At 59.8% G+C, this 19,888-nt stretch carries 18 protein-coding genes; 12 read left to right on the top strand and 6 right to left on the bottom strand.

The window, feature by feature from the left end:
• Window positions 1-203: 203 nt before the first annotated feature.
• From PMI27_RS09435 to PMI27_RS09450, 4 genes are read right to left on the bottom strand one after another with little or no spacing between them, the layout of a single operon-like run.
• Window positions 204-1,055 (bottom strand): ChaN family lipoprotein, encoded by an 852-nt coding sequence (locus PMI27_RS09435; RefSeq protein ID WP_008153278.1) that lies wholly within the window; start codon window positions 1,053-1,055, stop codon window positions 204-206.
• Window positions 1,056-1,075: 20 nt separating this feature from the next.
• A complete protein-coding gene (locus PMI27_RS09440; protein WP_008153281.1) occupies window positions 1,076-1,843 on the bottom strand; it encodes a heme ABC transporter ATP-binding protein in 768 nt (255 codons plus the stop codon).
• Entirely contained in the window at window positions 1,843-2,826 is a 984-nt protein-coding gene (locus PMI27_RS09445) for a FecCD family ABC transporter permease (RefSeq protein ID WP_177327873.1), read from the bottom strand. Before PMI27_RS09445 ends, PMI27_RS09440 begins: the two co-directional genes overlap by 1 nt.
• Before the next feature lie 50 nt (window positions 2,827-2,876).
• On the bottom strand, window positions 2,877-3,749 hold the full coding sequence (locus tag PMI27_RS09450; protein ID WP_008153286.1) for a heme/hemin ABC transporter substrate-binding protein: 873 nt from the start codon (window positions 3,747-3,749) through the stop codon (window positions 2,877-2,879).
• Between the two features lie 165 nt (window positions 3,750-3,914).
• On the opposite strand from PMI27_RS09450, the gene PMI27_RS09455 reads away from it, so the two are divergent.
• On the top strand, window positions 3,915-4,232 hold the full coding sequence (locus tag PMI27_RS09455; RefSeq protein WP_008153288.1) for a Rieske (2Fe-2S) protein: 318 nt from the start codon (window positions 3,915-3,917) through the stop codon (window positions 4,230-4,232).
• On the opposite strand, the gene sfsA is transcribed toward PMI27_RS09455, so the two are convergent.
• Window positions 4,229-4,942 (bottom strand): DNA/RNA nuclease SfsA, encoded by a 714-nt coding sequence (gene sfsA, locus PMI27_RS09460; protein ID WP_008153290.1) that lies wholly within the window; start codon window positions 4,940-4,942, stop codon window positions 4,229-4,231. The genes PMI27_RS09455 and sfsA overlap by 4 nt on opposite strands.
• On the bottom strand, window positions 4,942-6,114 hold the full coding sequence (locus PMI27_RS09465) for a pyridoxal phosphate-dependent aminotransferase (RefSeq protein ID WP_008153292.1): 1,173 nt from the start codon (window positions 6,112-6,114) through the stop codon (window positions 4,942-4,944). The genes sfsA and PMI27_RS09465 overlap by 1 nt, the downstream gene beginning before the upstream one ends.
• Before the next feature lie 332 nt (window positions 6,115-6,446).
• Between PMI27_RS09465 and dksA the strand changes: the two genes are divergently transcribed.
• The 11 genes from dksA to pgi all read left to right on the top strand — a co-directional run bounded on the left by dksA (window position 6,447) and on the right by pgi (window position 19,738).
• The gene (gene dksA, locus PMI27_RS09470; RefSeq protein WP_008153293.1) at window positions 6,447-6,890 is read left to right on the top strand and encodes an RNA polymerase-binding protein DksA; all 444 of its coding nucleotides are present in this window, start codon (window positions 6,447-6,449) and stop codon (window positions 6,888-6,890) included.
• 200 nt (window positions 6,891-7,090) lie between these two features.
• A complete protein-coding gene (gene gluQRS / locus PMI27_RS09475) occupies window positions 7,091-7,987 on the top strand; it encodes a tRNA glutamyl-Q(34) synthetase GluQRS (protein ID WP_008153295.1) in 897 nt (298 codons plus the stop codon).
• Between the two features lie 77 nt (window positions 7,988-8,064).
• Entirely contained in the window at window positions 8,065-8,241 is a 177-nt protein-coding gene (locus PMI27_RS31515; RefSeq protein WP_003176118.1) for a hypothetical protein, read from the top strand.
• Window positions 8,225-11,179, top strand: a complete 2,955-nt coding sequence (locus PMI27_RS09485) for a sensor histidine kinase (RefSeq protein ID WP_008153299.1) — start codon at window positions 8,225-8,227, stop codon at window positions 11,177-11,179. The genes PMI27_RS31515 and PMI27_RS09485 overlap by 17 nt, the downstream gene beginning before the upstream one ends.
• A 22-nt stretch (window positions 11,180-11,201) precedes the next feature.
• Window positions 11,202-12,638, top strand: a complete 1,437-nt coding sequence (locus PMI27_RS09490; protein ID WP_008153302.1) for a sigma-54-dependent transcriptional regulator — start codon at window positions 11,202-11,204, stop codon at window positions 12,636-12,638.
• 710 nt (window positions 12,639-13,348) lie between these two features.
• The gene (locus PMI27_RS09495; protein ID WP_008153304.1) at window positions 13,349-14,749 is read left to right on the top strand and encodes a polynucleotide adenylyltransferase PcnB; all 1,401 of its coding nucleotides are present in this window, start codon (window positions 13,349-13,351) and stop codon (window positions 14,747-14,749) included.
• Window positions 14,750-14,752: 3 nt separating this feature from the next.
• The gene (gene folK / locus PMI27_RS09500) at window positions 14,753-15,244 is read left to right on the top strand and encodes a 2-amino-4-hydroxy-6-hydroxymethyldihydropteridine diphosphokinase (protein ID WP_008153306.1); all 492 of its coding nucleotides are present in this window, start codon (window positions 14,753-14,755) and stop codon (window positions 15,242-15,244) included.
• Window positions 15,245-15,608: 364 nt separating this feature from the next.
• On the top strand, window positions 15,609-16,409 hold the full coding sequence (gene panB / locus PMI27_RS09505) for a 3-methyl-2-oxobutanoate hydroxymethyltransferase (RefSeq protein ID WP_008153308.1): 801 nt from the start codon (window positions 15,609-15,611) through the stop codon (window positions 16,407-16,409).
• Entirely contained in the window at window positions 16,406-17,266 is an 861-nt protein-coding gene (gene panC, locus PMI27_RS09510; RefSeq protein WP_008153309.1) for a pantoate--beta-alanine ligase, read from the top strand. Before panB ends, panC begins: the two co-directional genes overlap by 4 nt.
• Window positions 17,267-17,463: 197 nt before the next feature.
• A complete protein-coding gene (gene panD, locus PMI27_RS09515) occupies window positions 17,464-17,844 on the top strand; it encodes an aspartate 1-decarboxylase (protein WP_008153310.1) in 381 nt (126 codons plus the stop codon).
• A 229-nt stretch (window positions 17,845-18,073) separates the two neighbouring features.
• Window positions 18,074-19,738: a glucose-6-phosphate isomerase gene (gene pgi / locus PMI27_RS09520; protein ID WP_008153311.1), complete on the top strand. Its 1,665-nt coding sequence runs from the start codon at window positions 18,074-18,076 to the stop codon at window positions 19,736-19,738.
• The last annotated feature ends 150 nt before the right edge of the window (window positions 19,739-19,888 follow it).

Raw genomic sequence — 19,888 nt, 5'->3', positions numbered from 1 at the left:
CGGGCAGCGCATTTCAAAGAATTGAGGAATCAGCGGTTGACTTGATAATGAGAATCGCTATGATTATCACAACTGGTCGCGAGACTGGTCGATATTTGAAAAGCCCTTGGTTCGGACTCTCAGATATCTCCTCATCAGGCTAATCACGGTTATTTGACCCGGCTCTTGCCGGGTCTTTTTTTGCCTGGAGAAAAGTCATTCGATCACTTGCCAAATTGCTTACGCATTTGCGCGCAGTAATCCTGCGGTGGCATGGCGGGCGTGTACCAGACGTAATCCGCCATGGCCGGTGTGACCTCGCTGCCCTGCTCCGCCAGCAACAACACCACAGGCGCCTGAGGCTCTCCCAGATCAAGCACATGAATCGGCACGCCGACATCCTTGCGCGCATGGTAAGCGCCGGCAAACAGCAATGAAGGCGTGGGAGCCGCCAGCAGGCGTTCGGCCATCCGTCGGTCACGTTGCTGCTGGACCGCCAGCATCGCCGGCATTTGCGATGTCGGCAGCAGGCCGCAGTGGGATTCGCTGACTTGCTTCAATAACTCGTCCTTGACTGAAGCAGCGTTGGAGCGCGAACCGCTCAATGGCGGAGGGTTGGCGTAAACGGCACGGACTTCAGGCATGTCCAGATTGGCTGCCAGCAGCGGGTATGGCTGGGACAGCGCGAAGCGAACGATCGGCCCGTACAGATTCCAGTCCCACCCCGACTGCCAGGCTAATGCATCGGGCAAATCCGCCGGTGGTGTCGAGGTATGACGAACGTCATCGACACGCGGCTGTTGATCCGGCGTGAGCATTTCCATCAGCAGACTGCCTTGAGGTCGCCGTTCACCCAGCGACTTCAATAACCACAGCTGCAGTTCATGATGATCGCGATTGTCATGTTGCTCGCCCACGATCAGCCTCGAGGGCTTTTCCAACCGTTTAACAAGTTGCTCTGCCGTGAGGGTCTGACCGCTGCGCAAGTCCCTAATCTCGCCGACAACCGGTGGCGGAGTCGAAACATGCTGACAGGCACTCAGCAACACCAAGGCCAGCATCAAAATCCCACGCATGTTTTCACTCCATAAAAAACTCAGCGGGCGATGATCAGCGGATGCCCACGCTCCGGATGCCGCTGCACCAGCACTTCCAGCCCGAACACGGCCTTGAGTGGCTCCGGGCGCAACACCTGCTCTGGTGTATCGAGCGCCACAGGGCGCCCGCCTTCGAGCAGTAACAGGCGATCACAATAGCGCGCTGCCAGGTTCAGATCATGCAAGATCACCAACACCGCCGCGCCACGATTGGCGAACTCGCGTACGGCTTGCAACGTGGTGTGCTGATGAAGCGGGTCGAGCATCGACGTTGGCTCATCGAGCAACAACGTTTGCCCCGCTTCGCCCGGCCAGAGCTGCGCCAGAACCCGCGCCAGATGCACCCGCTGACGTTCGCCACCGGACAAGGCCAGATAGCTGCGGCCACTCAAATGCCCGGCATCGGCTGCGTGTAATGCGGCGGCGACGATCTCTTCATCGCGGACCCGACCGCTTTGATGGGGCAAGCGGCCCATGCCGACCACCTCTTCGACACGAAAGGCGAAGTCCAGGGTCGACACCTGCGGCAATACCGCCAAGCGCTGCGCTCGCGCCGTCCCCATCCAATCGCTCAACTCGCGCTCGTCGAGCCAGACGCTGCCCTGATGAGCCCGCAACTCACCGCACAAGGCGCCGAGCAAAGTGCTTTTGCCGGCGCCATTCGGCCCCAGCACGCCGAGAACTTCGCCCGGTTTGAGCTCAAGCGTAATGTCCGTCAGGACAATCTTTCGGCCTCGACGGATTTGCAGATTTTGCGTTCGCAACATCAGGCACGCCCCCTGACCAGTAAATACAGAAAGAACGGCGCACCGATGAAAGCCGTGACGATCCCGATCGGCAATTCGGCCGGCGCCAGGGCCAGTCGCGCTACCAGATCGGCAAACAACAAAAGACTGGCACCGGCCAATACTGACGCTGGCAACAGCACACGATGATCCGGACCGGCCAGCAGTCGCACCAGATGCGGCACCACCAGACCAACAAACCCGATCATCCCCGCCGCGGCCACCGCAGCACCGACACCCAACGCCGTGCAGAACACCAACTCGCGCTTGAGCCGTTCGACGTCGATACCCAGGTGACCCGCCTCCGACTCACCCAGCAACAACGCATTCAAGGCTTTGGCCCGGCGCGGCAGCCACAGCGCCACGCCGGCACTGATCAGCAGTAACGGCCAGAGTCGCGAATAGCTGGCGCCATTGAGGCTGCCCAGGTTCCAGAACGTCAGGGTGCGCAGCGTCGCATCATCCGCCAGATAGGTGAACAGCCCCACGGCGGAACCGGCCAGCGCAGTCAACGCAATACCGGCCAGCAGCATGGTCGCGACATTGGTCTGCCCGTTGCGCCGGCCCAGTCGATACACCAACGCGGTCACGCCGAGCCCGCCGAGAAACGCGCACAGCGATAACAGATACGGCCCGAAGGATTCAGGCAGACCGCCGAACACAGAACCACCGACGATCGCAATCGCCGCGCCCAATGCCGCACCGCTGGAGACGCCGACCAGCCCCGGATCGGCCAGAGGATTACGAAACAACCCCTGCATCGCCACGCCGGACAATGCCAACACCCCTCCCACGGCCAAACCCAACAAGGTTCGCGGCAAACGAATCTGCCCGAGGATCAGCCCCGCCTGCTCCAGCCCGTCGGGCGCGATCGGTACCCCCACCAGCCGCAGGGCTGCGCGCAAGGTGTCGAACAACGGCAAGCTCACCGGTCCAAGCGCCAATGACAACCAGATGGCCAGCAAACACAGCAGGATCAGACCAATGAACAAAGCGCGGGGTTTAACCAGGATGGTCATTGGCCGGCCGAATCGGGGTAAAAGGCGTCAGACAGTTTTTTCATCGCATCGGGTAGCCGCGGCCCCAAGCCCCCGACCAACAACGTCGGATCAAGCTCTATGACTCGCCCGTCCTTGGCCGCGCGGGTCGAGGACAGGATCGGATTCTCCTTGAACAACGCCGCACGGGCTGCATCGCCGGTCAGTGCGCGATCAGCAAACACCAGCACCTCAGGATCCAGGCTGACCAGGGATTCGACAGAAAAGGGTTTGTAGCCGGTATGCGTGGCCAGATTGTGTCCGCCGGCCTGTTGCAGCAACCAATCGGCGGCGGTGTCCTTGCCGGCGATGAGCGGTTTGCCGCCCGCGTGGCCAAGCAACAACAGCACGCCCGGCGATTTTTCCTTCAACTGCGCCCGAGTGACCCGGATCTTTTGCTGATCGAGTTGCTGTTGATAAGCCTGGAACAGCTGTGAGGCCTGATCGTCAGCGCCAAGCAACTTGCCCAGACGCTGCAAATTGCCCTGCAACGTCGGCAGGTCCGGCTGGGCCGAGAACAGCTCGACCTGCACACCCGCACTGCGAACCTGCGAAAGTACAGGTGGCGGTCCCGTTTCTTCGGTGCCAACCAGTATCTGCGGGCGTAAGCTCAAGATGCCCTCCGCCGACAATTGCCGCTGATACCCGATGCTCGGCAATGCCTTGAGCGATTCCGGGTGCTGGCTGGTGGTGTCGACACCGACCAGTTTCGATTCACCGCCCAGCGCGCTGATCCATTCCGATAAAGCTCCCCCGGCACTGACCCAACGTTGTGGCGACTCGGCCGCTGCGGCGTGGTGGCTGACGAGGAGTCCGACACAGAGCGCAGCAACGCGGGTACTCAGGCGCATAAACAGCTTCCTTTAGGGTTTTCCCGGGCATAGAAATGACAGGCCACGTATCCTAGGCGCCTGGCATCTGTAACCGAAGGGCAAGGCGGCCATTTGATAATTGTTTGCATTTGAACGTCAAGCTCGGACATATCCAGTCACGAGCCGCCGGACTTGAGGATAGACATGAAGTTTCTTTGTGCAGGCGTTGAGCTGGCCGATGCCAGCAGTCGCGGTTTCGACATCGACGGCCAGAAGCTCTTTGCCGTGCGCCGTGGCGGCCAGGTTTACGTCTACATCAATCGCTGCCCGCACCGTGGCGTGGGACTGGAATGGAAGCCCGACCAGTTTCTCGACCCCAGCAACAGCCTGATCCAGTGCGCGACCCACGGCGCACTGTTTCTGATCGAAGACGGCGAATGCGTCGCCGGCCCTTGCGCCGGTCAGTCCCTGACCACCGTCGCCTGCCGCGAAGACGAGCAAGGGATCTGGGTCAGTCTTTAGCCGTTGAGCAACACCTCCAGACGCCGATCGACCACCATCTCTTCGTGGGTCAAACGTACGCCATAGGCCAACACTTCGACTCCGCACGCCACCGCTTCACGCAAAGCGTCGGCGTAGGCCGAATCGATTTCTTTTGCAGGACGCACAGCGTCGATGCCGGTGAGATTGACGCAATACAACTGCACCGCACGAATTCCATCCCGGGCCAAATGCGCCAATTCGCGCAAATGCTTGGCCCCGCGCTGGGTCACTGCATCGGGAAATGCCGCTACCCGTGAGCCGTCGAAGCCCAGGGTGACACTTTTGACTTCGACATACGCCGGCCCGCTCGGGTAATCGAGGCGGAAATCGATGCGACTGCTTTCCTGACCGTAGGCCACTTCGCGCTTCAGTTCGGTAAAGCCGTTGAGTTCAGTGATGACACCCGCTCGCAGTGCTTCTTCGATCAAGCCGTTGGCCCGCCCGGTGTTCACGCAAAACAAGCGCCCCTGCGGGGTTTCGCCGACTTCCCAGGTACCGGGCAACTTGCGCTTGGGGTCGTTGGAACGGCTGAACCAGACCTGCCCGCCTTCGACCTGGCAATTGAGCATCGAGCCGGTGTTCGGGCAGTGAATAGTCAGCAACTCGCCGCTAACGGTTTCGATATCGGCGAGAAAACGCTTGTAACGACGAATCAAACGACCTTCTTCGAGGGGAGGATGAAAACGCATCAGCCTTGCCAGCTCTTCAAGCCGCGCGCAATCCGCTCGACCGCTTCTTGTAGCCTCGGAAGACTTTGGGTGTAGGCAAACCGCACATGATGGCCGGCCTGATAACGACCGAAGTCCAGACCCGGAGTAATCGCCACGTGTTCGGTTTCGAGGAAATGCCGGCAGAACGCGAAGGCATCGCCGCCGAACTTGCTGATATCGGCATACAAGTAGAACGCGCCTTCAGGCTCAACGGCGATACCAAAGCCCAACTCTCGCAGGGCTGGCAGCAGGAAATCCCGACGACGGCCGAATTCGGCGCGACGTTCTTCCAGAATGCTGATTGTGGCCGGTTCGAAGCAGGCCAGTGCGGCGTGCTGAGCCATGCTCGGGGCGCTGATGTAGAGGTTCTGGGCGAGCTTTTCCAGCTCACCGACCGCCGCTTCAGGCGCCACCAGCCAACCCAGTCGCCATCCCGTCATGCCGAAATACTTGGAAAAACTATTCAGTACAAAGGCACTGTTATCGACTTCCAGCACGCTGGCCGCATCAGTGCCGTAGGTCAGACCGTGATAGATCTCGTCCACCACCAGATGACCGTGTCGCTCCTTGATCGCAGCCGACAGGCCCGCCAGTTCATCGCGGGTCAGGATCGTCCCGGTCGGATTGGCTGGCGACGCCACCAGGGCGCCGACGCTGTCGTGGTCCCAGTGGCGGGCAATCAGTTCCGGCGTCAGCTGATAGCGCACGTCCGGGCCTACAGGAACAAGCTGTGCCGCACCTTCCACCAGCCGCAAAAAGTGCCGGTTGCACGGGTATCCCGGGTCCGCCAGCAGCCAGTGCTTGCCCGGATCCACCAACAAGGCGCTGGCCAACAGCAGCGCACCGGAACCGCCAGGCGTGATGAGAATTCGCTGCGGGTCGATGTTCAAACCGTAACGTTGCTGATAAAAGCCGGAAATGGCCTCACGCAACTCGGGAATGCCACGCGCGGCGGTGTAACGGGTCTTCCCCGCCGTCAAGGCGGCCTGGCCGGCCTGAATGATCGGCTCGGCAGTGGTGAAGTCAGGTTCGCCGATCTCCAGGTGGATCACGTCGTGACCAGCAGCTTGCAGTTCATTGGCCCGCGCCAGCAGCGCCATGACATGGAAAGGTTCGATCGCGCGACTGCGGGCACTGTAGGACTGAGCCATTAGCCTTCCTTCAACAGGGAAAAAAACCAATTCTACCCAAGCACAGGAACGAGCGAGAACCTAAAGCGGTCAGACCGTTATAACGCTGTTCTCAAACGACTCAAGCGTGTGTCTCAGGTTTGACTAAAATCAATAATTGATCAGGTCTCCAGCACCACCAGACAAGGCTTTGCAATCATTTGCAAGCACAGCGGGCCACTACCTCGACATCCGGGAGTAGCGCGGCCCGATTTGATCTGGTAAGTTCGCCCGCTTGCAGCCGCAGGGCCGGCAGGTGTCGGTGATGGAGCAATCCTGCGCAATGGATTACAAGAGTAGAGGCGGTCTATTTCATGTCCACCCAAGCAAAGCAACAACAGAACCAGTCGATCAGCGGCTTCGAACCCTACAAAGAAGTGAAGGGCGAGGAGTACATGGGCAAGCCCATGCGCGCTCACTTCACCAAGATCCTGAATAAGTGGAAACAGGACTTGATGCAGGAAGTCGACCGTACTGTTGATCACATGAAAGACGAAGCGGCCAACTTCCCGGACCCGGCAGACCGTGCCAGCCAGGAAGAAGAATTCAGCCTCGAGCTGCGTGCCCGTGACCGCGAGCGCAAGTTGATCAAAAAGATCGACAAGACGCTGCAACTGATCGAAGACGAAGAATATGGCTGGTGCGAGTCCTGCGGCGTCGAAATCGGCGTCAAGCGACTGGAAGCCCGCCCTACCGCCGACATGTGCGTTGACTGCAAGACCCTGGCGGAAATCAAGGAAAAGCAAGTCGGCAAGTAATCTCGACTTGAACGAAAAACGGAGCGTGCGAACGCTCCGTTTTTGTTTCTGACATTCGCCACGGCGAGCCCTCCTGTGGGAGCGAGCCTGCTCGCGATTGCGGTGTGTCAGTCAACGAATGTGTTGTATGTGAAACCGCTATCGCGAGCAGGCTCACTCCCACAGGGACTCGCGCACGACCAGAGATGTAACATTCGTCCATGACCGCCACGACTTCCACTCCCTACATCGGGCGCTTCGCCCCCACGCCCAGTGGCCATCTGCATTTCGGTTCGCTGGTCGCAGCGCTGGCCTCGTACCTCGACGCACGCTCGGTGGGTGGCCGTTGGTTGATGCGCATGGAAGATCTCGATCCGCCACGGGAAGAGCCCGGCGCTCAAGCGGCGATCCTCAAAGCCCTGGAAAGCTACGGTTTCGAGTGGGATGGAGAAGTGGTCCGACAGAGTGACCGGCACGATGCCTACGCCGAAGTCCTCAATCGCCTGTTCAATCACGGCCTGGCCTACGCGTGCACCTGTTCACGCAAAACACTTGCGCCCTATCACGGGATTTATCCAGGGCTGTGCCGCAACGCCGGTCATGACACTAAAAATGCTGCGATTCGCCTGCGTGTCCCCGAACTGGAATATCACTTCATCGACCGGGTGCAAGGCGAATACCGCCAACACCTGGGCCGGGACGTCGGCGATTTCGTGATTCGTCGCCGCGACGGGCTCTACGCCTATCAATTGGCGGTGGTGCTGGACGACGCCTGGCAAGGCATTACCGATGTCGTCCGCGGCGCCGACCTGCTCGACTCCACGCCGCGCCAGCTCTACTTGCAAGAACTGCTTGGCCTGCCGCAACCGCGCTATCTGCATATCCCGCTGATCATCCAGCCCGATGGCCACAAGCTCGGCAAGTCCTATCGTTCGCCGCCGCTGACCGAAGATCAGGCAACCCCCTTGTTGCTGCGTGCATTGCGCGCACTGGGGCACAATCCCGGTGCCGAACTGGCTTACGCCACCCCACGGGAAGTGTTGAACTGGGGCATCGCCCACTGGGATGCAGGGTTGATCCCGCGCACACTCAACCTGCCCGAAGCACAACTACAGTGATCACACTTGCAGTGGCGCGCCCATCCGTTACCATCGCCGCACGTTTTCGGGCACGCGCATAAAAAAGAGAGGCCGGGATGTACATCTATCGCTTGGTCCTGCTCCTGGTAGTGGGGATTTATCTGTTCTCCCCAGCCATCATGGATTGGTGGATCGACGCCACTGGCGCCTGGTATCGCCCTTATCTGCTCTGGCTGATTCTGATCGTCGTGACCTTCATCCTGCAGAGCCAAAAAGATGCCGATGAGCTTTAGCCTGACCCAGATGATCCTGATCAGCGCCGCCTACCTGGCGGTGCTGTTCGGCGTAGCCTGGATCAGCGAACGGGGCATGATCCCCCGGGCGATCATTCGCCACCCGCTGACCTACACCCTGTCGCTGGGCGTGTATGCCAGTGCGTGGGCGTTTTACGGCACGGTGGGCCTGGCCTATCAATACGGCTACGGATTTTTGTCCAGCTATCTGGGCGTCTCCGGCGCGTTTCTGCTGGCGCCGGTGCTTTTGTATCCGATCCTGAAAATCACCCGCACGTATCAGCTGTCGTCGCTGGCCGATCTGTTCGCCTTCCGCTTCCGCAGCACCTGGGCCGGCGCATTGACCACGATCTTCATGCTGATCGGCGTGCTGCCGCTGCTGGCGTTGCAGATTCAGGCGGTGGCCGACTCCATCGGCATCCTCACCCGCGAGCCGGTGCAACATCGCGTGGCCCTGAGCTTCTGCGCACTGATTACGCTGTTCACGATTTTCTTTGGCTCGCGGCACATTGCGACACGGGAGAAACACGAAGGCCTGGTGTTTGCGATTGCCTTTGAATCGGTGATCAAGCTGATCGCCATTGGCGGCGTTGGCTTGTATGCGTTGTACGGCGTATTCGACGGTCCGCAACAGCTGGAACTGTGGCTGCTGCAAAACCAGACCGCCCTCGCCGCTTTGCACACGCCATTGCAGGAAGGTCCATGGCGCACGCTGCTGCTGGTGTTCTTCGCTTCGGCGATTGTGATGCCGCACATGTACCACATGACGTTTACCGAAAACCTCAACCCGCGCTCGCTGGTCAGTGCGAGCTGGGGCTTGCCACTGTTCCTGCTGTTGATGAGCCTGGCGGTACCGCTGATTCTCTGGGCCGGACTGAAACTCGGCGCCACCACCAACCCGGAATACTTCACGCTGGGTATCGGCATCGCCGCCAACAGCAAGGCCCTGGCGCTATTGGCCTATATCGGCGGATTGTCAGCGGCCAGCGGTTTGATCATTGTCACCACCCTGGCCCTGTCCGGGATGGCGCTGAACCATTTGGTGCTGCCGCTCTATCAGCCGCCGGCCGAAGGCAATATCTACCGCTGGCTGAAGTGGACCCGCCGGGGGCTGATCGTCGCGATCATCATGGCCGGTTACGGTTTCTACCTGCTGCTGGGCGCGGAACAGGATCTGGCGAATCTGGGCATCGTCGCCTTCGTCGCCACCCTGCAATTCCTGCCGGGCGTGCTGTCGGTACTGTACTGGCCGACCGCCAACCGCCGCGGTTTCATCGCCGGTTTGCTCGCGGGGATTCTGGTGTGGCTGGTGACTATGCTGCTGCCGCTGGTCGGCAATCTGCAGGGCTTCTACATACCGCTGCTGAACATGATCTACGTGCTGGACGACACCAGTTGGCACATGGCGGCGATCGCCTCGCTGGCGGCCAACGTGCTGATGTTCACCCTGATCTCGCTGTTCACCAACGCCAGCAGCGAAGAGGCCAGCGCCGCCGAAGCCTGCGCCGTGGACAACGTGCGCCGGCCGCAACGCCGCGAATTGCACGCCGCCTCACCCCAGGAATTCGCCACACAGCTTGCCAAACCCTTGGGCGCCAAGGCTGCGCAGAAAGAAGTCGAACAGGCCCTGCGCGACCTCTATCTGCCTTTCGATGAGCGCCGGCCTTACGCCTTGCGCCGCTTGCGCGACCGTATCGAAGCCAACCTCTCCGGCTTGATGGGGCCGAGCGTGGCTCAGGACATGGTCGAAACATTCCTGCCTTATAAGGCCGGCGGCGAAAACTACGTCACCGAAGACATCCACTTCATCGAAAGTCGCCTCGAGGATTACCACTCGCGCCTGACCGGGCTTGCCGCCGAACTCGATGCCCTGCGCCGCTATCACCGCCAGACCCTGCAGGAATTGCCGATGGGTGTTTGCTCGCTGGCCAAGGATCAGGAAATCCTCATGTGGAACAAAGCCATGGAGGAACTGACCGGCATTGCCGCACAGCGTGTGGTCGGTTCGCGGCTGAGCACCATTGCCGATCCCTGGAAAGAGCTGCTGCAAGGCTTCATCAATCTGCCGGACGAGCATTTGCACAAACAGCACCTGGCCCTCGACGGCCAGACGCGCTGGCTGAACCTGCACAAAGCCGCGATCGATGAACCGTTGGCCCCGGGCAACAGCGGCCTGGTGCTGCTGGTGGAAGACCTCACCGAAACCCAGATGCTCGAAGACAAACTGGTGCACTCCGAGCGCCTGGCCAGCATCGGTCGACTCGCCGCCGGTGTGGCCCATGAAATCGGCAACCCGATCACTGGCATCGCCTGCCTTGCACAGAACCTGCGCGAAGAACGCGAAGAAGACAGCGAACTGAAGGAAATCAGCGGGCAGATCCTGGAACAGACCAAACGCGTGTCGCGCATCGTTCAGTCGCTGATGAGCTTCGCCCATGCCGGCAGTCATCAGCACAGCGACGAGCCCGTCTGTCTGGCCGAAGTGGCCCAGGATGCCATCGGTTTGCTGGCGCTGAACCGACGCAATTTCGAAGTACAGTTTTACAACCTGTGCGATCCCGATCACTGGGTCGAAGGCGATCCGCAGCGACTTGCGCAAGTACTGATCAACCTGCTCTCAAACGCCCGCGACGCCTCGCCTCCCGGCAGTGCGGTGCGAGTCAAAAGCGAAGCCGGCGAACACACGGTCGATTTGATCGTGGAAGACGAAGGCAGCGGTATTCCGAAGAACATCATGGATAGATTGTTCGAACCTTTCTTCACCACCAAGGATCCTGGCGAAGGCACCGGTCTGGGCCTTGCACTGGTCTATTCCATCGTTGAAGAGCATTATGGACAAATCACCATCGACAGCCCGGCTGATGTTCAAAGCCAACGCGGCACCCGTATCCGGGTGACCTTGCCGCGTCATGTCGAAGCGACGTCCGCTGTGAACTGAGACCGTCGAGAGTATCGAATCAATGCCGCACATTTTGATCGTCGAAGACGAAACAATTATCCGCTCCGCCTTGCGCCGCCTGCTGGAACGTAACCAGTATCAGGTCAGCGAAGCCGGTTCAGTGCAGGAAGCACAAGAACGCTTCACCATTCCCACGTTCGACCTGATCGTCAGCGACCTGCGTCTGCCGGGCGCGCCTGGCACCGAGTTGATCAAACTCGGCCAGGGCACTCCGGTGCTGATCATGACCAGCTACGCCAGCCTGCGTTCGGCGGTCGACTCGATGAAGATGGGCGCGGTGGATTACATCGCCAAGCCTTTCGATCACGATGAAATGCTGCAAGCCGTCGCGCGAATCCTGCGTGACCGTCAAACTGTGCAAGCCAGCGGTGAACCGGTCGTCGGTAAAGCCGGTAATGGCGCCGCGAAACCGGGCGCCAGCAACAACAATGGCGAAATCGGCATCATCGGCTCCTGCCCGCCCATGCAGGATCTGTACAGCAAGATCCGCAAAGTCGCGCCAACCGACTCCAATGTCCTGATCCAGGGCGAATCCGGCACCGGTAAAGAACTGGTGGCGCGTGCCCTGCACAACCTGTCCAAACGCGCCAAGGCGCCGATGATTTCGGTGAACTGCGCGGCCATTCCGGAAAGCCTGATCGAGTCCGAACTGTTCGGCCACGAAAAAGGCGCGTTCACTGGCGCCAGCGCCGGGCGTGCCGGCCTGGTAGAAGCGGCCGACGGCGGCACCCTGTTCCTCGACGAAATCGGCGAACTGCCACTGGAAGCCCAGGCCCGCCTGTTGCGCGTGCTGCAAGAAGGTGAAATTCGTCGTGTGGGTTCGGTGCAGTCCCAGAAAGTCGATGTGCGCCTGATCGCCGCGACTCACCGGGACCTCAAGAGCCTGGCGAAGATCGGCCAGTTCCGTGAAGACTTGTATTACCGCCTTCACGTGATCGCCCTGAAACTGCCAGCCCTGCGCGAGCGCGGCGCCGACGTCAACGAAATTGCCAACGCGTTCCTGGCGCGGCAGAGCGCGCGGGTCAACCGCACCGACCTGAAGTTTGCCCCGGATGCCGAACAGGCCATCCGTCATTACTCCTGGCCGGGTAACGTACGTGAGCTGGAAAACGCCGTAGAACGTGCGGTCATCCTGTGCGAGAGCCCGGAGATTTCCGCCGAGCTGCTGGGGATCGATATCGAACTGAGCGATCTGGACGATGACGACTTCATCGGCCTGCCACCACAACAGGGCAGCGCCGCCGGCAACAATAGCCATGAGCCGACTGAAGACCTGTCACTGGAAGACTACTTCCAGCACTTCGTTCTCGAGCACCAGGACCACATGACCGAAACCGAGTTGGCACGCAAACTCGGTGTCAGTCGCAAATGCCTGTGGGAACGTCGTCAGCGCCTGGGCATTCCGCGGCGCAAGACCGGGGTGGCCAGCGAGAGCTGAACGTCACCTGTCTGATGCGCAGGTAACACGTGACAAGGTGAAAAAACTGTTACCTCACCTTTTTCACGTAACAGAAGCCGGGGCTTACGGTAACGAAGCCCCGGCTTTTTTTGGCCTCGAAAAAACCCGCCAAGCTGCTTAACCCCTTGTTTTGCTGGGCCTCGTAAAAGTTGGCACGCACCCTGCTATATGTTTGGTACAAGAACAATAACAAGCAATGCACAAGACAATAAAAATAAGACGTATCGACTCACGCACAATAAAAACAAGACGGCGAGAGGCGTAGCTAACTGATTCTTTTGGAGAGGCGTTGTATTTGGGGCTTGCCCCACGACCAGGCCGAGAACAACAAAAAACTGTCACAAGACAGAGCCTGAACTGGTTGGATCGCAAGATCACTGCAACACAGCGACCAAAGCAATCCGTTTGCTCTTGGCTCCCGATTGGGAGGGTCATGAAGGAAAAACTTCATGGCGAGGGCACTTAACAAAAACAAAAAGCCCGAATCAAAAATAAAAATAGAGCATGCAACTACTTTCTTGGGGAGCTTCGGCTCCCCTTGTAGTTTCTGGCGTTTAGACACGCCAATCGCCCCTGCTTCAAGCGCTTGCGCAGCTTCCTACACCATCCCCCGACTAAATGCTAGAATCCCCGCCCATCATGCGGTCATTCTTCGTTTTGGCCGAACATTCCTTCAAACAGTGCATCCCATGCTGAAGAAGCTGTTCCAGTCATTCCGTTCTCCCAAGCGTCATACGCAACACATTCGCAGTACGCCTGAAGTGCTCAACAGCGGCCAACATTCGCTGCAAAAGGCCCAATTCAGTCGCTACGCGGTGAACATCGTCGAACGCCTGCAGAACGCCGGTTATCAGGCTTACCTGGTCGGCGGCTGTGTGCGTGACATGCTGCTCGGCATCACGCCAAAAGATTTCGACGTCGCCACCAGTGCCACGCCCGAACAGGTGCGAGCCGAATTCCGCAACGCGCGGATCATCGGTCGCCGCTTCAAACTGGTGCACATCCACTTTGGCCGCGAAATCATTGAAGTCGCGACCTTTCGCGCCAATCACCCGCAAAACGATGAAGAGGAAGACAGCAACCAGTCTTCCCGCAACGAGAGCGGGCGCATCCTGCGCGATAACGTCTATGGCACGCTGGAAGAAGACGCGCAGCGCCGCGACTTCACCATCAACGCCTTGTATTACGATCCGGTCAGCGAGCGCATCCTCGATTACGCCAACGGCGTACACGACATCCGCAATCACCTGATCCGCCTGATCGGCGACCCGAAGCAACGCTACCAGGAAGATCCGGTACGGATGCTGCGAGCCGTGCGTTTCGCCGCCAAGCTGAATTTCGGCATCGAAAAACACAGCGCCGCGCCAATCCGTGAATTGGCACCGATGCTGCGCGAGATTCCATCGGCCCGCCTGTTCGAGGAGGTACTCAAGCTGTTCCTCTCCGGCCATGCCGCGGACACCTTCGAGATGCTGGTCGACCTGCAGCTGTTCGATCCGCTGTTCCCGGCCAGTGCCGAGGCCCTGGAATACAACCCGACGTACACCCACACGCTGATCAGCGAAGCGTTGATCAACACTGATCTGCGGATCAAACAGAACAAACCGGTGACCCCGGCGTTCCTGTTTGCGGCGCTGCTTTGGCCAGCCCTGCCGGCCCGTGTATTGCGTTTGCAAGAACGTGGCATGCCGCCGATTCCAGCGATGCAGGAAGCCGCTCATGAATTGATTGCCGAACAGTGCCAGCGCATCGCGATTCCGAAACGCTTCACCATGCCGATCCGCGAGATCTGGGACATGCAAGAGCGTCTGCCACGCCGCAGCGGCAAGCGCGCCGACCTGTTGCTGGACAACCCGCGGTTCCGTGCCGGTTACGACTTCCTGCTGCTGCGCGAAAGCGCCGGCGAGCAGACCGATGGCCTGGGCGAATGGTGGACGGATTATCAGGACGCCAACGACAGCGAACGTCGCGACATGATCCGCGACCTCAGCGGCAAGGATGACGGCACTGGCGCACCACGCAAGCGTCGCCGCAGCGGTGGCGCCAAGCGCAAACGCACCGCCGGTGCACCGAGCGCCACGGGCGAGTAATCCATGGAACGCATCTACATCGGCATGGGCAGCAATCTGGCTGACCCCGCCGAACAATTGCGCAGCGCCGTCGAGGCGCTGACACAGTTGCCGCAGACCGAACTGATCGGGGTTTCCGGGTTTTATCAGAGCGACTCGCTACTGCCCGGCCAACCGCGTTATACCAACGCGGTTGCCGCCCTCGACAGCACGCTCCCGCCGCTGGAGCTGCTTGATGCGCTGCAAGCCATTGAGAACGGACAGGGCCGCGAGCGCCTTGAACGTTGGGGGCCGCGTACGCTGGATCTCGACATCGTATTGTTCGGTGATCGGTTGATCGATGAACCTCGCCTCAAGGTGCCTCACTACCATATGCAGGAACGAGCTTTCGTTCTCTATCCACTGGCCGAACTGGCGCCTGCGGATTTGCGTCTGGCTGATGGCCGCAGCCTGAGTGATTTGCTCGCTGCCTGCCCGTTCGTCGGCCTGGAACGCCTTCCTCAGCCTGACTGCTAATCCCTGTGGGAGCGGGCTTGCCCGCGATGGCGAACGACCGGTCAACATTGATGTTGAATGTAAAATCGCTATCGCGGGCAAGCCCGCTCCCACAGTGTTTTGTACCGGACTCAAGATCGACGGCAATCCTGCTGAATCGCATCAGTTACCCCGGTAACACCCCACGCGTAACAATGCGGTAACACACGCAATTGACTTCCCGAGTTCTCCTCACGACTATAGGCGTCCCGCTGCCGCCAACACGGCGTTGAAGGGCGCAATCCAGGCCTTAAAAGCACGACAACAGACCGTGCGCCTGTATTTAACGAAGAATCACGCGCGTTACTCGCAGTAGTTTCCACAGCGCCTGAATGAGGAACTTTTCATGCCAGCCATCACCCTGACCACTCTGCAAGGTCTCAAGCAAAAAGGTGAAAAGATCACCATGCTGACCTGCTATGACGCGACCTTCGCCCACGCCTGTAATGAGGCTGGCGTCGAAGTGCTGCTGGTGGGCGACTCCCTTGGCATGGTTTTGCAAGGTCACGACAGCACCCTGCCGGTCACCACCGCGGAAATGGCTTACCACGTGGCATCCGTCAAACGCGGTAACACCGATGCGTTGATCCTCGCCGACCTGCCCTTCATGGCCTACGCCACCCTCGAACAAACCATGACCAACAGCGCCCTGTTGATGCAGGCGGGTGCGCACATGGTCAAGGTTGAAGGTGCGCTGTGGCTGGCGGACTCGATCCGTCTGCTGGCCGAACGCGGTATCCCGGTGTGCGCGCACATGGGGCTGACACCGCAATCGGTGAATATTCTGGGCGGTTACAAAGTCCAGGGCCGCAGCGAGAACCAGGCACGCCAGATGCGCGCCGATGCCATCGCTCTGGAACAGGCAGGGGCAGCCATGCTGTTGCTCGAGTGCGTACCGAGTGAACTGGCTCAGGAAATCACCCAGGCGGTGGGTATTCCGGTGATCGGCATCGGCGCCGGCAGTGGCACTGATGGCCAGGTACTGGTTCTGCACGACATGCTCGGCCTGTCGATCACTGGCCGTGTGCCAAAGTTCGTGAAGAACTTCATGGCCGGGCAACAAAATATTCAAGCGGCGCTTGGTGCGTACGTCACTGAAGTCAAAGCGGCGACTTTCCCTGGTATCGAACACGGATTCTCTGCATGAACACCGTAAAAACCGTACGCGAATTGCGGGCCGCCGTGGCCCGTGCCCGCAGTGAAGGCAAGCGCATCGGCTTCGTGCCGACCATGGGCAACCTGCACAGCGGTCATGTGGCACTGGTGACCAAAGCCACCCAACGGGTGGATTTCGTGGTCGCGAGCATTTTCGTCAACCCGCTGCAGTTCGGCGCCGGTGAAGACCTCGACAAGTACCCGCGCACCCTCGCAGCCGATCAGGAGAAACTGCTCCAGGCCGGTTGCCACTTGCTGTTCGCGCCAACCGTTGAAGAAATGTACCCCGACGGTATGGTCGGCCAGACCCGCGTCAGCGTTCCGCAACTCTCCGAAGGCCTGTGCGGCGCCAGCCGTCCCGGGCATTTCGAAGGTGTGGCGACGGTAGTCACCAAGCTGTTCAATATGGTCCAGCCGGACCTGGCGATCTTCGGCCAGAAAGACTTCCAGCAACTGGCGGTGATCCGTGCCCTGGTGCATGACCTGAACATGCCGATCCAGATCATCGGCGAACCGACGGTACGTGCAGCCGATGGCCTGGCGCTGTCGTCGCGCAATGGTTTCCTCAGCGAAGAACAGCGGGCCGTTGCGCCGGTTGTATATCGCGGTTTGAGCCAGATTGCCGACGCGATCAAACAGGGCGAACGGGATTTCCCGGCGTTGATTGGCGCGCAGATCAAGCAGCTTGAAGCGGCAGGTTTGCGTCCAGACTATCTGGAGATTCGTCATGCGCTGACCTTGCGCCCGGCGACCGCGCAAGATCGGGATCTGGTGATTCTGGTGGCGGCGTTCCTGGGCACTACGCGGTTGATCGATAACCTGCATCTGAACCTCGACGCACCCGCCTGAACACCACAATCCCCCTGTAGGAGCCGAGCTTGCTCGCGATGGCGGACTGTCAGCCAACACATATGTTGAATGTCACTCCCTCATCGCGAGCAAGCTCAGCTCCTACAGCGTTCTGTGTGGGTTCTCACGCCGTATTGCCGGCCCTGAAGCCTTTGGGCACAATGCCCGCCGTTCGATTCCGACCTGGGGAAACACTCATGCACGCCATCATGCTAAAAGCCAAGCTGCATCGCGCCGAAGTCACCCACGCTGTACTCGATTACGAAGGTTCTTGCGCCATCGACGGCGAATGGCTGGACCTGTCCGGCATCCGTGAATACGAACAGATCCAGATCTACAACATCGACAATGGTGAACGCTTCACCACCTACGCGATTCGTGGCGAAGAAGGCTCGCGCATGATCTCGGTCAACGGTGCCGCAGCGCACAAGGCCAAGGTCGGTGACCGCGTGATCATCTGCGCTTATGCCCACTACAGCGAAGCCGAGCTGCTCAACTTCAAGCCACGCATGCTCTACATGGCGCCGGGTAATGAACTGAGCCACACCAGCAATGCCATTCCGGTTCAGGTCGCCTGATCCAGTCTTTGCCCCTCCCCCTTCCGTTTGTCGGACCGTTCCCTGCTCGATGTATAAAAAAGTACCGGGAACGGGTCAGACAAAGTCAAGACAGATCGCAGCGCGAGGTTTACTGTATTCGCCCTGTGTCATGAAATCGTGTCGACGCAGTTGACCGGACGCCCACCCACAGCGCTCCGGTATTTTTAGTGTTCAAAAGGCCGTTCAAGTAAAAAGGAAACCCGCAGCGATGGCGTATTACCGCACCCCTCAAGACGTTACCGCTCTGCCCGCCTGGCAAGCGTTGAATGACCACCGCCAAGCCATGCAAGATTTCAGCATGCGCGAAGCCTTTAATGCCGATCCGCAGCGCTTTACCCAATTCACCCTCAGCAGCTGCGGCCTGTTTCTCGACTACTCGAAAAACCTGATCAACGCCCAGACCCGCGATCTGCTGGTGAGCCTGGCCAACGAAGTCGACCTCCAGGGCGCGATCAAAGCGCTGTTCGAAGGCGAAATCGTCAACTCCTCCGAAGGCCGCCCGGCCCTGCACACCGCACTGCGCCGTCCGGTCGGCGACAAGCTGAAGGTCAACGGCGTCAACGTGATGCCGGAAGTGCACAAGGTCCTGAACCAGATCACCGACCTCGTGGGCCGTATCCACGACGGTTTGTGGCGCGGTTACTCCGAGAAGCCGATCACTGACGTGGTGAACATCGGCATCGGTGGCTCGTTCCTCGGCCCGGAGCTGGTCTCCGAAGCGCTGCTGTCCTACGCCCAGAAGGGTGTGCGCTGCCATTACCTGGCGAACATCGACGGCAGTGAGTTCCACGAACTGACCATGAAGCTGCGTGCCGAAACCACGCTGTTCATCGTTTCGTCGAAATCCTTCAACACCCTCGAAACCTTGAAGAATGCCCAGGCCGCACGCGCCTGGTACCTGGCTCAGGGTGGTTCGGAAGCCGAGCTGTACCGTCACTTCATTGCCGTCTCCAGCAACAATGCAGCGGCGGTGGCCTTCGGGATCCGCGAAGAAAACATCTTCCCGATGTGGGACTGGGTTGGCGGCCGTTACTCGCTGTGGTCGGCCATCGGTTTGCCAATCGCGCTGGCCATCGGCATGTCGAACTTCAAGGAACTGCTGTCCGGTGCCTACACCATGGACCAGCATTTCCAGAGCGCGCCTTTCGAACAGAACATGCCGGTGCTGCTGGCCTTGCTCGGCGTGTGGTACGGAAATTTCTGGGGCGCGCAAAGCCACGCGATCCTGCCGTACGACCACTACCTGCGTAACATCACCAAGCATTTGCAACAGCTGGACATGGAATCCAACGGCAAGAGCGTGCGTCAGGACGGCACGCCAGTGTCCACCGACACCGGTCCGGTGATCTGGGGCGGCGTGGGTTGCAACGGTCAGCACGCTTACCACCAGTTGCTGCACCAGGGCACTCAACTGATCCCGGCCGACTTCATCGTGCCGATCGTCAGCTTCAACCCGGTGTCCGACCACCACCAGTGGCTGTACGCCAACTGCCTGTCACAAAGCCAGGCGCTGATGCTGGGCAAGACCCTTGCCGAGGCCGAAGCCGAGTTGCGCGACAAAGGCATCAGCGAAGAAGAGGTGCAGAAACTCGCGCCTCACAAGGTGATCCCGGGCAACCGTCCGAGCAATACGTTGGTGGTCGAACGCATCAGCCCGCGTCGTCTCGGCGCATTGGTGGCGATGTACGAACACAAAGTCTTCGTGCAAAGCGTGATCTGGGGCATCAACGCCTTCGACCAGTGGGGCGTGGAACTGGGTAAAGAGCTGGGCAAAGGCGTCTACAACCGCCTGGTCGGCAGCGAAGAAACCCCGGCTGACGATGCCTCGACCCAAGGCTTGATCAACTACTTCCGCGGTCGTCACCGCGGCTAACCCCCCCATTCCTGTAGGAGCCGAGCTTGCTCGCGATGAACGATAACGCGGTGTACCTGATACACCGCGGCGTCTGCATCGCGAGCAAGCTCGGCTCCTACAGGGGGGTTTGTTTTCGGGTCTTGAACCCTCTCCACACTCGGCGCATCT

The sequence above is a fragment of the Pseudomonas sp. GM41(2012) genome (assembly GCF_000282315.2).
GTDB lineage: Bacteria > Pseudomonadota > Gammaproteobacteria > Pseudomonadales > Pseudomonadaceae > Aquipseudomonas.
Note: the sequence above shows the minus strand (reverse complement) of the source record. Positions and strands in the feature narration are given on the sequence as shown.